Below are 15,222 nucleotides of genomic sequence, written 5' to 3'. Positions count from 1 at the left end.
GTATTATTTTAATTTATTTTGATAGTATTTGTACATTTCCTTTTGAGAGTGAAACACTTCTCCTTCACTTATATCTCGATATTTATTCGCTAGGTCTCCACTTTGGATACGCGTCTTATAATTTCCTTTCCATCCAATATCAAAGGTATCGATTAATTCTTGTTTGATATCCTCATCATAAATAGGGCAACTTACCTCTACCCGTTCATCTAAATTACGCGTCATAAAGTCTGCAGACGATATATATACAGCTGGTTGATTATTATTTCCAAAAATATATACTCTTGAATGTTCTAAAAACCTATCCACTATACTAATAGCTTCAATATTCTCACTCATGCCTGGTACACCTGGTATTAACGAACAAATACCTCTTATTATCAATTGTATCTTAACACCTGCACAGCTAGCATCATATAATTTATCTATCATTTTCAAGTCGGACAAACTATTCATCTTTAATCGAATGTAGGCTGGCAGACCTTGCTTTGCATTGTTAATCTCACGATCAATTAACTTATAAAAGCCCTTGCGTGTATAATGCGGAGAAACCAATAAATGCTTATACTTATGTACGCGATAGTTTACTTGCAAAAACTCAAATACTTTCGATACATCTTTCATAATCTGATTATGACTCGTAAATAGCGTTACATCTGTATATATCTTACTAGTGCTTTCATTGAAGTTACCTGTAGAAATAAACCCATAACGTTTAACCTTTCTATTCTCTAAACGTTCTACTACACATATTTTACTATGAACTTTCAATCCCTTAACCCCAAAGATTAATTGCACGCCTTCTGACTGCATTAATTCTGAATAGTAAATATTACTTGCCTCATCAAATCTAGCCTGTAGCTCAATCTGTGCCACTACCTTCTTCCCATTCTTCACTGCATTAATTAGCGAACTAATAATCTGCGAATTCTTTGCTAATCGATACAGCGTTATCTTGATCGACAAAACTTGAGGATCTAACGCTGCCTCTCTTAAAAACTTTACTAAATAAGAAAACGACTGATAAGGCGTATACACCATATAGTCCTTTTTTTGTACTTGCTGAATAATACTATCTTCAAGACTTAAATCAGGTACACCTACTGGTACTAATTTAGGATATACTAAATCCGTTCTTCCCATATTCGGAAACCCCATATAATCACGTCTGTTGTGATACCTTCCTCCTGGAATTATACTATCATTCAACTCAATCTCAATATTTTCCAATAAGAATTTCAGTGTCTCGTCCTCCATCTCACTGTCATAAACAAATCGAACAACTGCTCCGTCTCGTCTATCTTTCACCCCACTTGAAATCTTCTCTACAAATGATTTGTGTAAATCTGTATCGAAATCCAACTCTGCATCACGAGTAATCTTAATCATATGTGCAGCCTCAGCAGTATAGTCGATAATATTAAAGATAGAATCTAAGTTGTAGCGAATAATATCATCTACCATGATGATATACTTCTTATCGCCATCTGATGGCAATTCCACAAAGCGATTGATTATATTCGGGATCTCTATAATAGCATAGCGAACAGGCGACACAGCCTTTCTTATCTTTCCTGACTGATGCTTCTCTACTAATTTGTCATCTAGCATTAACTTCACCACTAAATAACCATGCGTATCTCTCAACAAAGGAAACTGCGCCAAATCACTCAGAATAATGGTTACTAAGTCTGGTGATACATTGTGTAAAAAGAACTCCTTAACGAATACCTGTTGCTTTTCGTTTATCTCTTTCTCATTTACAATAAATATATTTTGCTCTTCAAGCTTAGATTCTACTTCTGTCAAAATGCGTAAACTCTCATTTTGAAGCTCAATCACTCGCTTGGTTATATCTTGAAGTAAATTCTTTACAATTTCTCCACTACCCAATTTTCGATTACTCTCACCCATCAAAGTCATTCGGCGGATTGTCGCATAACGCACACGGAAAAATTCATCTAGGTTATTAGAAAAAATACCAATAAAACGCAATCTTTCTAGTAAAGGGACTGTTGAGTCTGCAGCTTCCTGCAATACTCTCTCATTAAAAGATAACCAACTCTTCTCTCTATCAATATAATGGTATTTAAGCGGACTTGTGCTCATCACTTTTTAAATCTCTTGGAAACAACGTTAATACTATTTCTCCTACATCAATTTCCTCCCAATTGTCCGTGTCAAATTGTATAATCACAGACCCTGAAGTAGGAACTTTATCATAGGTTTCGTTACCAAATTTATTAACAAAATTTGTTATAGCATCGTTATGTCCAAAAAGAATTAATGCATCATGTTCATTTTTACATTTTTTTATGACTTTAGTCAGCTCTTGTTCCTCAAATACGTATAATTCTTTTTTATACAAAATACAGTCTAAGTTAATTTCCATATTTTGACCAAAGATAATAGCCGTTTCCTTTGCCCTTTTCGCCTCACTTGACCATACAATGTATTTTGAAGGCAGATACCTAATCAATTCTTGTGATACCAAATGAGCATCGCGTACTCCCTTATTTGATAACGGTCTTGTCTTATCATCTGACGTTGTATTCCAACAAGATTTAGCATGTCTAATCAAAACAATTGTTTTCATAATAAATCATTTTTTAGAGGTTATTTTTTTTGATTAATTAAAATAAGGCACTATTACATATCAACTTATCACTTCTTACTCTAAATATAAGAAAAAAAATCAAAACAAAATACATTTTATACTCTAAAATAAAAACTTTAATTTTGAGTTTTAATTTTAATATAGGAAAATGAGAAACTTCTCAATTGAATTTAAGTGGGCTGCTATAGCAACTCTTGCTGCTCTTGTATGGATGTTTATCGTAAAATCACTAGGTTTTCATGACATAGAAAAGATTCGATATGAAGTCCTGTTAGAAATACTTTTTAATTTTATTCTAATAATTTTCTATTGGTTAGGGATTAGACAAAAGAAAAAAGAATTTTATGATGGTATGATTACTTGGCAAAAAGCTTTCCTTTCTGGACTAGTGATGTGTATCCTCATTACATTTTTTTACCCATTGATTCAATACATCACTTTTTATCAAGTTACTCCTTCTTTCATGGATACTTTAACACAAGCAATTGTTAGTCAAACCAATATACCGTTAGAAGAAGCACAAAAAAGCGCATCATTTGATATTTTCCTAAGAAACGGTGTTACGAACAACTTGTCATTCGGTGTAGTCATCATAGCAATTGTTTCCTATTTTTCACAAACAAGGAATATCGATTTAATTAAAAAAAATGCTTCACAAAAAGCAGAAGTAGTTAAAGTAAAGAAAAATAAACGAAAAAATTACAATAGATAATCTAATTCAGATACCCATGAACTTAAATAATATCCCACAAATCAAGAATACTGATGCTGATAATTTCTTTTTATTAGCTGGACCTTGTGCTATTGAAGGCGAAGAGATGGCTATGCGCATCGCAGAATCAATCATTAAAGTAACAGACAAACTAAAAATCCCTTATGTATTCAAAGGGTCATTCAAAAAAGCAAATCGTTCTAGAATAGATAGTTTTACAGGAATTGGTGATGAAAAAGCTTTGAAAATCCTACAAAAAGTGAGCAAAGAATTTGGTGTTCCTACCGTAACTGATATTCACGAAGTAAGCGATGCTCAAATGGCTGCTGAATACGTAGATATTCTTCAAATCCCTGCATTCTTAGTTAGACAAACTGACTTAGTAGTTGCTGCTGCTAACACTGGAAAAACAGTAAACCTAAAAAAAGGACAATTTATGAGCCCAGAAAGCATGAAGCACGCTGTTCAAAAAGTACTAGACTGCAACAATGAGAATGTAATGCTTACAGACAGAGGTACTATGTTTGGCTATCAAGACATGATCGTTGACTACCGTGGAATCCCGACTATGAAGCAATTCGGAACAACTGTACTTGATATCACACACTCTCTACAACAGCCAAATCAAAGCTCTGGAGTAACTGGAGGAAGACCTGACTTAATCGAAACGATTGCTAAAGCGGGAATCGCTGTTGGTGTAGATGGTATTTTCTTAGAGACTCACTTTGACCCAGCTCATGCTATGAGCGATGGAGCAAATATGTTACACTTAGATCATTTCGAAAACTTAATGACTAAGCTTGTTGCAATTCGTCAAACAATAAATAATTTGTAAAAAATACAAATCTAGTTTTTTTATAACCAAAGGTTTAGCAATTACACCTTAATAATTCTTATAAAAAAAATAACAGAACGCTTGCAGATTAGGGAAACAGCACTATCTTTGCACCGTTCTTAACAGAAAGATAAGCGACAAGCTTAGGGGAGATACTCAAGCGGCCAACGAGGACGGACTGTAAATCCGTTGGGAAACCTTCGCAGGTTCGAATCCTGCTCTCCCCACAAACGTTCTACTATAGACATAACATTATATTTTAAAATACCGGAGGGGAGATACTCAAGCGGCCAACGAGGACGGACTGTAAATCCGTTGGGAAACCTTCGCAGGTTCGAATCCTGCTCTCCCCACAAACGTTCTACTATAGACATAACATTATATTTTAAAATACCGGAGGGGAGATACTCAAGCGGCCAACGAGGACGGACTGTAAATCCGTTGGGAAACCTTCGCAGGTTCGAATCCTGCTCTCCCCACTAATGTTCTATTTCAGATCATAACATCATATTTTAAAATACCGGAGGGGAGATACTCAAGCGGCCAACGAGGACGGACTGTAAATCCGTTGGGAAACCTTCGCAGGTTCGAATCCTGCTCTCCCCACTAAAAAAGCCTTTCAGAAAACTGAAAGGCTTTTTTTATACATCTCAGCTTGATACAAACCACCTAAAAAAATCCTTATCAAACTACCTCCTCTAATATCCACAATAACCTCTCTTCCCCCTATCTCTTCAATCAAAACTAAATACATTACCCTTATTTTACACGTTAAATACATCATCCTAACAACCAATGCGTCCAGAATACCTGCAGTTTCCTTCAGGTTTACTAGCCCAGAACACCTTTCTTAGCAAGGAATGTGCACGCATACTGCAGCTATACCTCAAGAATCTATACAGATAATAAAAACCAACACAAAAAAACACCACTACAACTCTCAATATAAATAACCAGCTATTTATAACAGAACTTTAGTCTTTTTATTACTATCATCGACTACTCTAAAAAAATCTCTTTTTTTACTTAAAATCAGACAAAAAACGTATAAACATATTAAATAAAACTATAAATATAAATATTTTTACAATCAAACAATATTATCTACAGCAATCAACTTCTTGGTGGTCAACAAACATTTATTTATGTTTGTATAAAAATAACTTAATTATGAAAACGAGAAAATCATTTGCATTAGCTGCACTTTTTACCCTAGGTAGTTTATTTACTTATGCTCAGTCTCCTTCACCATTCCATGTAGGTCTTAAAGCTGGAGCTAACTTCACTGATATGTCCACGTCATTAAAAGACTACAACAGCAAAACAGCTACAGGGTTTGCTTTAGGAGCTATGGCTAGATTTGACATTAAAAAATCTTATCTTCAAGCAGAAATGCTTTACTCTGAAAAGAATGTTGACTTTACGAATACACAAGGAACGACAACTACTAAAATGAAAAACATCGAAGTACCTGTTGTCTTTGGTCATAAAATCATCAAATCACCCTTATTCAACTTACGTGCATTCGCCGGAGGTGTTTACACAAGTATGGTAGGTGACAACTTTGACAAACACGACATCGATAATACTTTCAAAAATTTTGACAAGTCAAATATCGGATATCGCGTTGGTGCTGGTATTGATGTGCTTCAATTTACACTAGATGTTTCTTATGACGGTGGATTCAACAACGTAAGTAAAGATTTTAAAACAAAACCAAATACTTGGCTAGTTTCAGTAGGATTCTTCTTTTTATAAGATAAATTTTAAGGATTAAAGAAAGAGTTGTTACTTTGCTGTAGCAACTCTTTTTTTGCTATTAGATTTCATTTAAAAATAATATTTTTGCACCATGCAGAAGAAAATAAATATATTAAACAAACGCGCTAAATTTGACTATGAGATTTTAGACAAATATACTGCTGGTATCGTTTTGACTGGGACGGAGATTAAATCAATTCGCTTAGGTAAAGCTAGTATAGCTGAAAGCTTTTGTGAGTTTCAAGACCTCGAATTATTTGCCATTAACACACAAATTGAAGAATATGCACATAGCAAACACTTTAATCACAAAGCAAAAACCGAAAGAAAACTACTGCTAAACAAGAAAGAACTGAAAAGCCTTAATAAAAGCGTTCAAAACAAAGGACTAACAATCGTTCCCCTTCGTCTGTTCTTAAACGATCGCGGACTAGCTAAATTAGAAATAGCACTATGCCGTGGTAAAAAGAATTACGACAAACGCGAAACGATTAAAGATAGAGACAATAAAATCAACCTTGACCGTCTTAAAAAATCATTTTAATAATAAAAAAGCTTCCCTTAGACAAGGGAAGCTTTTTTATTAATTCTTATTTTCTAACAAAGGAACAAACTTAAAGTCCCCGTATTCATATTTTTCAAACTGAGTTTCATTAATCCTAACCAACTCAGTCATTATTTGCACTTCTTCACCCAAAGGTATAATCAAACGCCCTCCTATTTTCAACTGTTCCATCAATGGCTGAGGAATAAAGGGTGCGCCTGCAGTAACAATGATTGAGTCAAATGGCGCATAACCAGGAAGTCCTTTATATCCATCACCAAAAGTCATTAGCTTTGGACGAATCCCAAGCCTCGGCAAAAGATAACTTGTCTTCTTATACAATTCATTTTGCCTTTCAACACTATACACACGAGCCCCCATTGCTACGAGTACAGCTGTCTGATAACCACTCCCAGTCCCTATCTCTAATATTTTATCATCTTTCTTTACCCGGAGTAGTTGGGATTGAAAAGCAACCGTGTAGGGATGCGAGATAGTCTGTCCTGCACCTATAGGAAAAGCTTTATCTTGGTAAGCAAAACCCTCAAAGCTCGAGTCTAAAAACAAATGCCTAGGAATAACCCTAATTGCATCTAACACAGCATTATCTACAATACCTTTTTCTTTTAAGGCTTCCGCTAATCGATTGCGCAACCCTTGGTGTTTAGGTGAATCTATCACAGCACGTAGTATTAAATTTCCGCTAATTTACACAATATTTACAACAAAAACGCCTTCCTTTGGCCTTGTAAGCTCTTTTAAGTCGGATCTTTCCCTACTATTCACACGGCAAAAGCTACTCCTGACTTCTCTTTATACAGCAAGCCAATTAACTAACCAATCAACCCCTTCAAGCACTTTGTCGAACTGAAGATATATAACAGTCAACTTACAATGCAAAAGAGTTAACTATTTCAACAACTCAATAAGTGATAACGTCAAAGTTTATCGCCATTTTTTATGCGATACATAAATTAAGTTATATTTTTGTTGAAAATATATAGACATGCTAAAAGTTGGTGTATTGGGAGCAGGTCATTTAGGTAAGATTCACTTACGCCTGTTAAACCAATCAGAGAAATATAATTTAGTAGGATTCTATGATCCTTTTAAAGAAAATGCAGACAAAGTAGCTGCTGAATTTGGATATCAACCCTTCGATACTATTGAAGACCTTATCAATGCAGTAGACGTTGTAGATATCGTAACCCCTACCCTTTCACACTTCGACTGTGCCAAAAAAGCTATAGAAGCTGGCAAGCACGTATTCCTAGAAAAGCCTATCACGACAACCGTTGAGGAAGCAGAAGAATTAATCGCATTGACAAAGAAGTACAATGTATATGGACAAGTAGGCCATGTAGAACGATTTAACCCTGCATTCTTAGCAATCCAATCAAAGATAGAAAACCCAATGTTTATTGAAACACACCGCTTAGCAGAATTCAACCCTAGAGGAACAGATGTGCCTGTAGTACTGGATTTGATGATTCATGACCTTGATGCTATTTTAAGTGTGGTGAAATCTCCCGTAAAACACGTAAGTGCTAGTGGAGTTTCTATTCTTAGTGAATCTCCAGATATCGCTAATGCAAGAGTAGAGTTTGAAAATGGATGTGTCGCTAATATTACCTCTAGTCGTATATCAATGAAAAACATGAGAAAAACGCGTTTTTTCCAACGCGATGCTTATATCTCTGTAGATTACTTAGAGAAGACTTGTGAAGTAGTAAAAATGAAAGAAGCACCTGAAGTTCCTGGGGATTTTGACTTGATATTCCAAAACGCAGAGGGAGTTAAAAAACAAATTTATTACGACAACCCTGAAATTCATCAAAATAATGCTATTTTAGATGAATTAGAAACTTTTCACGATGCGATCATCAATAAGACAACTCCAATTGTTACCTTAGAAGATGGAACAGCAGCATTGCGTTTAGCGCATCAGATCATTGATGCATTTGACAAATAATAAACTAACATAAAATTATACTATAATATGAAAAATATCGCAGTTATCGGTGCAGGTACTATGGGAAATGGAATAGCACATACTTTTGCACAAAAAGGGTTTACTGTATTCTTAATCGACATCTCTGAACAAGCAATTGAAAGAGGTATGAATACAATTATTAAAAACCTTGATCGCATGATCTCAAAAGGTACTATAACTGAAGCTGACAAAAAAGCAACAATCGAAAACATCATTACACATACTGAAATCAAAGACGGTGTAGTAAATGCTGACTTAGTTATTGAAGCTGCAACAGAAAACGTACAGTTAAAACTAAATATATTTAAAGAATTAAGTGAAGTATGTTCTGAAGATATTATCCTAGCATCAAACACCTCTTCTATTTCAATCACGCAAATCGCTTCTGTGGTTAAAAACCCAGAAAGAGTTATTGGAATGCACTTTATGAATCCAGTTCCTATCATGAAGCTTGTTGAGATCATTCGTGGATACAGTACTTCTGACGAGGTAACAAAAGTGATCATGGACTTATCTAGAAAACTAGACAAGGTACCTACAGAGGTAAATGACTACCCTGGGTTCGTAGCAAACCGTATCTTAATGCCAATGATCAACGAAGCAATCGAAACCCTATACAATGGCGTTGCTGGTGTAGAAGAAATTGACACAGTAATGAAGTTAGGTATGGCACACCCAATGGGACCGTTACAATTAGCAGATTTTATTGGATTAGACGTTTGCCTATCTATCTTAAATGTAATGTATGAAGGATTTAAAAATCCTAAATACGCTCCATGTCCTTTGCTTGTAAACATGGTTATGGCTAAAAAATTAGGAGTAAAATCTGGAGAAGGGTTTTATGACTATTCTGAAAGCAAAAAAGCTGAGAAAGTAGCAAAAATGTTTGCATAACAAATACTAACATCACTAGATAAGTGGTATAATACATGCTTATCTAGTGATTATCACACCATCAATAAATGGCAAAAATACTTCCGTTCCAAGGCATTCGCCCAACTAGAGATAAAGTTAGCTTGGTAAGTTGTCGCTCTTTCGAAGACTATTCAGCAGTAGAATTAGCTTATCTAATAGATTATAACCCTTTTTCTTTTCTTCACGTATTACACCCTGCTTATGTTAACCCACAAAAGGTAACAAGCGATAAGCGCTTTAAAATGGTTGCAGCCAAGCTTAAAGACTTTAAAAAGGAAAATATACTAGTGCAAGAAGACAAGCCTATATTTTACTTGTATCAAATCCAAACAAGACACCATGTATTTACAGGTATAATTGCTGGAACAACTTTAGAAGACTATCGCAGTGATGTGATACTCAAACATGAAGACACACTAGAATATCGCGTTGAGTTATTCAAAGAATACTTGGATTATGGAAGATTCAATACAGAGCCTGTATTAATGATGTACCCTGATCAAGAACATATAAATCATTGGATTGATCAGTGTAAAACCACTCGTCCTATTTACGATTTCAGCACTGTAGACAAGCAAAGACATACCCTATGGAGAGTTGAAGACGATAAGGATATCACTTGGTTATGTGAGCAATTTGAGCAAGTAGATCGCATGTATATAGCCGATGGACATCATCGCTTTGCCTCTGCTAACCTACTCCAAGAAGAAGATCCAGAAAACCTAAAAGGTCATAACCATTCAGTGATGACCTATTTAATATCTGAGCGAAACCTTAAAATATACGAATACAATAGAATTATTCACGATTTGAATAATTATACCAAAGAAGAGTTTTTAGAATTGTTGGAACAAAAGTTTATTATTAAAAATAAAGAACAACAGTTGTGGAAACCTACACAAAAGATGGAATTTGGTATGTATCTCGATGGCGACTTTTATTCATTGAAGTTGAGAAACACCAAGAGAACCAATGATATTCTCCAACAGCTAGATGCACAGATCTTATACGATGAAGTTCTGCACCCTATTCTTGGGTTGGATGACTTGCGCAATGATGCTCGTATCGACTACATCCCAGGTAACGAATCTATTGTGACTATCAAAGAAATGGTAGATGATGGAGAATATGAAGTCGGTTTTATGCTATACCCTACTAACGTAGAGGAAATAAAAGAAGTAGCAGAAAACAACTTAATTATGCCTCCAAAAAGCACCTATATTGAACCGAAGTTTATGAATGGTTTATTAATTTATGAAATCTAATGTAAGAGAAAAATGAGTATAGCGGATAATTTAAACAACATAAAAGCAAGTTTACCTACAGATATTACACTTGTGGCAGTATCTAAAACCAAGCCTGTATCTGATTTACAAGAAGCATATCAGGCGGGACAACGCATCTTTGGAGAGAATAAAATCCAAGAGATGGCAGAAAAATACGAAGTACTACCCAAAGATATTCAATGGCATATGATCGGTCATGTACAGCGAAATAAAGTCAAATATATGGCTCCTTTTGTATCGTTAATACATGGTGTAGATAGTTTTAAATTACTCGAAGAAATAGATAAACAAGCTAAAAAGAACAATCGTATAATCCCTTGTTTACTTCAAATGTTTATTGCCAAAGAAGACACTAAATTTGGATTAGATAATCAAGAGCTAATCGAAATACTAGAAAGCGAGGCATTTAAACAACTAAGAAACATTGAGATACATGGACTTATGGGAATGGCTACTTTTACAGATGACCAAGAAATAGTGCGACAAGAGTTTACTGCTCTTAAGCAGACCTTCGACTCTATTAAAGAAAAGTATTGTGCTCTATCCTCTTTAAAACTAACAACAATATCAATGGGAATGAGTAATGACTATACTTTAGCTATTGAATGTGGTAGTACGATGGTTCGAATTGGCAGTAGTATATTTGGACACCGAAATTATTAATTAATACAACAGATCAGTTTGTACGCAATTTTAGATATAGAGACAACTGGAGGACAGTTTAACGAAGAAGGAATTACAGAAATTGCCATCTATAGATTCGATGGTGAGAAAATTGTTGACCAATTCATCAGCTTAGTTAATCCTCAAATTGAAATACAACCCTTTGTTGTAAAACTTACGGGTATAAACAACGCTATGCTTAGACTAGCTCCTAAATTTCATGAAGTAGCTAAGCGAATCATAGAGATTACAACAGATTGTATTATAGTAGCTCACAATACAGATTTTGATTACAGAGTCATACGAACAGAGTTTAGACGATTGGGCTATGAGTTTCATCGGGAAACATTATGTACTGTAGAGCTCTCTCAAAAACTTCTTCCTGAAGCTAAGTCCTATTCCTTAGGAAAGCTAGTTCGTTCACTAGGTATTCCTATCGCTGATAGACATAGAGCTAATGGAGATGCAATGGCTACACTAAAGTTATTTCAATTACTCTTATCTAAAGATCACGAAAAGACTATTCTCAAGTCGATGATCAAATCAGACATTAAGACTGGTATTAATCCTAAATTCTTAGATATCATTGACAACCTTCCTTCATCAGTTGGTATTTATTATATTCACAATGAAGAAGGTCAAATCATTTATATCGGACGTAGTCAAAATATCAAAAAGAAAGTGCTTCAACACTTTACTAGTGATAATAAGGTATTTTCAAAAATTCAACAAGAAACCTATACCGTCACTTTTGAAAGAACTGGAAATGAACTTATTGCTTTACTAAAAGAGACTGAAGAAGTTAATATTAATAAACCGAAATATAATCGTGTAAGCAAGAAGAATGTATTCCCTTATTCGCTGTATATCAAAACTAATATTAATGGCTTCAACTATTTCTCAATTGAAAAAACCGACGGCAGAAAACGCAATATAATGGCTTTTACCTCTCCCACAGAGGCTAAAAGATTTGTTCAAAGTATCACCAGTAAATTAGAACTGCCATACTATGTTGATATTATCAATGAGAAGAAAAGCAAAAAGTATACAGAAGATAACTTTACAGTAACACTTGAATTAGATAATACAACTTATAATAACCGCTTACAAGAAGCTTTAGCAGATTACAATATCGATAAAGGAAATGTTTTTATTATAAGCAAAGGAAGAAAAGTAGAAGAGAAAAGTGCCATAGTTCTAGAACAAGGTAAACTTAAAGGTTATTGCTTCTTTGACTTAAACTATCAGATTCATTCATCTATTGAACGCTTACAAGGCAACCTTACAAGCATCAGTTTCAATAGAAACAATAGGAATATAATTCTGAATTATATAAACAAAAAGAAAGATTATAAGCTAACGCGTTTTTAAAGTACAAAGATCTTGAGAAGATTTAAAAACAAATGGGAAATACTTAGGCAGAAAGTTTACATCATTATTTATGGTGCAAATACCTTTGCAGGTAAGCTATTCGACTTAGTTCTTTTAGCTGTCATACTTTTGAGCGTTGTGCTAGTCATGCTCGAATCGATTGAGAGCTTTGACATGAAGCATCACTTTAGCTTGAAAGTCTTTGAGTGGATAATCACTGTCTTTTTTACTATTGAATACGTACTACGGATCTTGTGCAATAAGAAACCACTAAAGTACATATTTAGTTTCTATGGAATTATTGATTTCATATCTATCTTACCGATGTATTTATCTTTCTTCATTGTAGATGCACAAGTATTGACAGTTATTCGAGCAATTCGTCTATTGCGTTTATTCGGTATCTTAAACCTTGTTCCCTATATTGGACAAGAGTCTCACCTAAAACTAGCTATTAAAGCCAGTAGAACAAAGATTATTGTCTTTGTATATTTCGTATTAGTTGTATCCATTATTCTAGGAGCACTGATGTATGTCATTGAAGGAAAAGAGAATGGTTTTACAAGTATCCCTAAAAGTATCTATTGGTGTATCGTTACCTTGACTACTGTGGGATATGGAGATATTGCACCACAGACTTTGCAAGGACAAATGATCGCTTCATTGATTATGATTCTGGGGTATGGAATTATTGCTGTGCCTACGGGTATTGTAACCGCAGAGTTCTCTAATATCAAGCGCAACAGGATTGATGCTCGTAAAAGACGAAACTGTACTGCTTGTACCACGACTATTTATGATGAAGACGCTAATTACTGCTATAACTGCGGTCAAAAACTAAATGATGTATTCAAAAAATAATAAATATTTAATTGTTGTAATTGGACCTACTGCTATTGGAAAAACAGCTTTAGGTATTAAAATTGCCCAACATTACAAGAGCCAAATTATTTCATGTGACAGTAGACAGTTCTACAAAGAAATGTACATTGGTACTGCTGTTCCTTCTGATGAAGAATTAAGCGCTGTACCCCATCATTTCATTCAAAATATAAGTATTCACACCTCTTATTCCGTTGGGGATTTTGAACGAGATGCCATTGCCAAACTAGACGAGTTGTTTCAACAAAACCCCATACAAGTCATGGTGGGTGGATCTGGACTATTTGTCAATGCCATATTAAACGGTTTAGACAATTTCCCAGATGTAGATCCTAGTATTCGAGAGCAGTTAAACAACGATCTTGATACTTTTGGCTTAGCTCACTTACAAAACCAGCTAAAAGAATTAGACCCTATACACTACGAAAAAGTTGCACTAGACAATCCTCAACGCGTAATACGTGCCTTGGAGATTTGCCTAGGAACTGGCAAGCCCTACTCCTCTTTTCTGAAACAAAAAGAAACCTTGCGTTCATTTACCCCTATTATAATAGGGTTACAAGCTGATAGAGAGCTGATGTACGATCGCATTAACAAACGAGTAGATAACATGATTAACGCAGGCTTAATCAAAGAAGCTACTGAACTATATCCTTTCAAAGAGCACAATGCATTGCAAACGGTTGGCTATAGAGAAATTTTCTCCTACTTAGACAATGAATTTGACTTAGCTTTCGCTATTGAAGAGATTAAGAAAAATACACGTCGCTTCGCTAAGCGACAAATCACTTGGTTTAAACGAACTGAAAATGTTCACTGGTTTGACTACACAACAGACTTACAAACAATTATTGACACAATAGATAAACAGACAAAATAACATGCCTATATCTCCTAACTTCACTTCTATCTACAGAAGGAGTTTTCAGATCGATTTCTTTGACTGCTCTCCAGATGGACATATCAAACTATCTTCGCTTAGTAGATTGATACAATATGTCGCTTCAGAACACGCTGTCGAAGGCGGTATTAGCTTTTGGGATATGCAACCCACTAACCAAGCTTGGGTTGTCAATAAATTCAGAATTGAAATAGAGGAAAAAGAATTGCCTAAATGGCAAGATGACATTGATATTGTTACTTGGATAGAAAAACTAGACGGTTTTCGCTCTATAAGAAACTTTGAGGTTTATATGGGAGATGTTTTAATTGCTAATGCTAGTTCGATGTGGGTTATCATTAACACAGTCAAGAGAAGACCTGAATTAATGGCTCTACCACACGATCACTTCATCAAATACCCTGATAAACACACCATCAAGAATAACTTTCAAATTCCTCCTAAAACACCGCTATTGAAAATAGACGATAATAGGGTAAGATACTCGGATCTCGATATGGTCAATCACGTTACCAACATCAAGTACATTGACTGGATTATGGATAGTGCCTATGCAAAGGGCATTGACTTACAACACTGTCGCACTATTGATATGTTATTCAAAAAAGAAATGACCTATGGTCAAAACTTTGATGTATCCTATGGTCAAGATGAACAGGGACATCACTTCACAATACAAACTGATGAGAAAACTACTAACTTTTACTGTTTCTTTTCTTAGAATACATTAGCTATTATACAG

Annotated in this window: 15 protein-coding genes and 4 tRNA genes; 16 read left to right on the top strand and 3 right to left on the bottom strand. The window is 34.9% G+C overall.

Annotated features, from left to right (window positions below; translation table 11 throughout):
- Positions 1-3: 3 nt before the first annotated feature.
- Positions 4-2,109, bottom strand: a complete 2,106-nt coding sequence (gene ppk1 / locus GJV77_RS10015; protein WP_155036217.1) for a polyphosphate kinase 1 — start codon at positions 2,107-2,109, stop codon at positions 4-6.
- Entirely contained in the window at positions 2,090-2,596 is a 507-nt protein-coding gene (locus GJV77_RS10010) for a SixA phosphatase family protein (RefSeq protein ID WP_155036216.1), read from the bottom strand. Before GJV77_RS10010 ends, ppk1 begins: the two co-directional genes overlap by 20 nt.
- Before the next feature lie 169 nt (positions 2,597-2,765).
- Between GJV77_RS10010 and GJV77_RS10005 the strand changes: the two genes are divergently transcribed.
- From GJV77_RS10005 to smpB, 8 genes are all read left to right on the top strand, one after another.
- A complete protein-coding gene (locus GJV77_RS10005; protein ID WP_155036215.1) occupies positions 2,766-3,329 on the top strand; it encodes a DUF4199 domain-containing protein in 564 nt (187 codons plus the stop codon).
- 16 nt (positions 3,330-3,345) lie between these two features.
- A complete protein-coding gene (gene kdsA, locus GJV77_RS10000; protein ID WP_155036214.1) occupies positions 3,346-4,164 on the top strand; it encodes a 3-deoxy-8-phosphooctulonate synthase in 819 nt (272 codons plus the stop codon).
- A 146-nt stretch (positions 4,165-4,310) separates the two neighbouring features.
- A tRNA-Tyr gene (locus GJV77_RS09995) sits at positions 4,311-4,391 on the top strand.
- A gap of 45 nt (positions 4,392-4,436) precedes the next feature.
- A tRNA-Tyr gene (locus tag GJV77_RS09990) sits at positions 4,437-4,517 on the top strand.
- A 45-nt stretch (positions 4,518-4,562) separates the two neighbouring features.
- Positions 4,563-4,643: transfer RNA gene (locus tag GJV77_RS09985), tRNA-Tyr, on the top strand.
- A gap of 46 nt (positions 4,644-4,689) precedes the next feature.
- A tRNA-Tyr gene (locus GJV77_RS09980) sits at positions 4,690-4,770 on the top strand.
- A 564-nt stretch (positions 4,771-5,334) separates the two neighbouring features.
- The gene (locus GJV77_RS09975; RefSeq protein ID WP_155036213.1) at positions 5,335-5,922 is read left to right on the top strand and encodes a porin family protein; all 588 of its coding nucleotides are present in this window, start codon (positions 5,335-5,337) and stop codon (positions 5,920-5,922) included.
- Between the two features lie 94 nt (positions 5,923-6,016).
- A complete protein-coding gene (gene smpB, locus GJV77_RS09970; protein ID WP_155036212.1) occupies positions 6,017-6,469 on the top strand; it encodes an SsrA-binding protein SmpB in 453 nt (150 codons plus the stop codon).
- Between the two features lie 39 nt (positions 6,470-6,508).
- Here smpB and GJV77_RS09965 read toward each other — a convergent pair whose 3' ends face one another.
- The gene (locus tag GJV77_RS09965) at positions 6,509-7,150 is read right to left on the bottom strand and encodes a protein-L-isoaspartate(D-aspartate) O-methyltransferase (protein WP_162521604.1); all 642 of its coding nucleotides are present in this window, start codon (positions 7,148-7,150) and stop codon (positions 6,509-6,511) included.
- Positions 7,151-7,475: 325 nt separating this feature from the next.
- On the opposite strand from GJV77_RS09965, the gene GJV77_RS09960 reads away from it, so the two are divergent.
- From GJV77_RS09960 to GJV77_RS09925, 8 genes are all read left to right on the top strand, one after another.
- Positions 7,476-8,441: a Gfo/Idh/MocA family protein gene (locus GJV77_RS09960; protein ID WP_155036211.1), complete on the top strand. Its 966-nt coding sequence runs from the start codon at positions 7,476-7,478 to the stop codon at positions 8,439-8,441.
- Positions 8,442-8,468: 27 nt separating this feature from the next.
- The gene (locus GJV77_RS09955) at positions 8,469-9,356 is read left to right on the top strand and encodes a 3-hydroxyacyl-CoA dehydrogenase family protein (RefSeq protein ID WP_155036210.1); all 888 of its coding nucleotides are present in this window, start codon (positions 8,469-8,471) and stop codon (positions 9,354-9,356) included.
- Positions 9,357-9,424: 68 nt separating this feature from the next.
- Positions 9,425-10,642 (top strand): DUF1015 domain-containing protein, encoded by a 1,218-nt coding sequence (locus GJV77_RS09950; RefSeq protein WP_155036209.1) that lies wholly within the window; start codon positions 9,425-9,427, stop codon positions 10,640-10,642.
- A 12-nt stretch (positions 10,643-10,654) separates the two neighbouring features.
- Positions 10,655-11,326, top strand: a complete 672-nt coding sequence (locus tag GJV77_RS09945) for a YggS family pyridoxal phosphate-dependent enzyme (RefSeq protein ID WP_155036208.1) — start codon at positions 10,655-10,657, stop codon at positions 11,324-11,326.
- Positions 11,327-11,344: 18 nt separating this feature from the next.
- Positions 11,345-12,697: an exonuclease domain-containing protein gene (locus GJV77_RS09940; protein ID WP_155036207.1), complete on the top strand. Its 1,353-nt coding sequence runs from the start codon at positions 11,345-11,347 to the stop codon at positions 12,695-12,697.
- A 9-nt stretch (positions 12,698-12,706) separates the two neighbouring features.
- Entirely contained in the window at positions 12,707-13,558 is an 852-nt protein-coding gene (locus GJV77_RS09935) for an ion transporter (protein ID WP_162521605.1), read from the top strand.
- On the top strand, positions 13,542-14,459 hold the full coding sequence (miaA, locus tag GJV77_RS09930; RefSeq protein ID WP_155036247.1) for a tRNA (adenosine(37)-N6)-dimethylallyltransferase MiaA: 918 nt from the start codon (positions 13,542-13,544) through the stop codon (positions 14,457-14,459). Before GJV77_RS09935 ends, miaA begins: the two co-directional genes overlap by 17 nt.
- Position 14,460: 1 nt before the next feature.
- Positions 14,461-15,201 carry an acyl-[acyl-carrier-protein] thioesterase gene (locus GJV77_RS09925; protein WP_155036205.1) on the top strand — a complete coding sequence of 247 codons (741 nt, stop codon included), beginning with the start codon at positions 14,461-14,463 and terminating at the stop codon, positions 15,199-15,201.
- Positions 15,202-15,222 lie beyond the last annotated feature (21 nt).

This window comes from Myroides pelagicus (assembly GCF_009711055.1).
In the GTDB taxonomy this organism is placed as follows: domain Bacteria; phylum Bacteroidota; class Bacteroidia; order Flavobacteriales; family Flavobacteriaceae; genus Flavobacterium; species Flavobacterium pelagicum.
The sequence above is the reverse complement of the archived record's forward strand: the minus strand, read 5'-3'. Positions and strand labels throughout refer to the sequence as shown.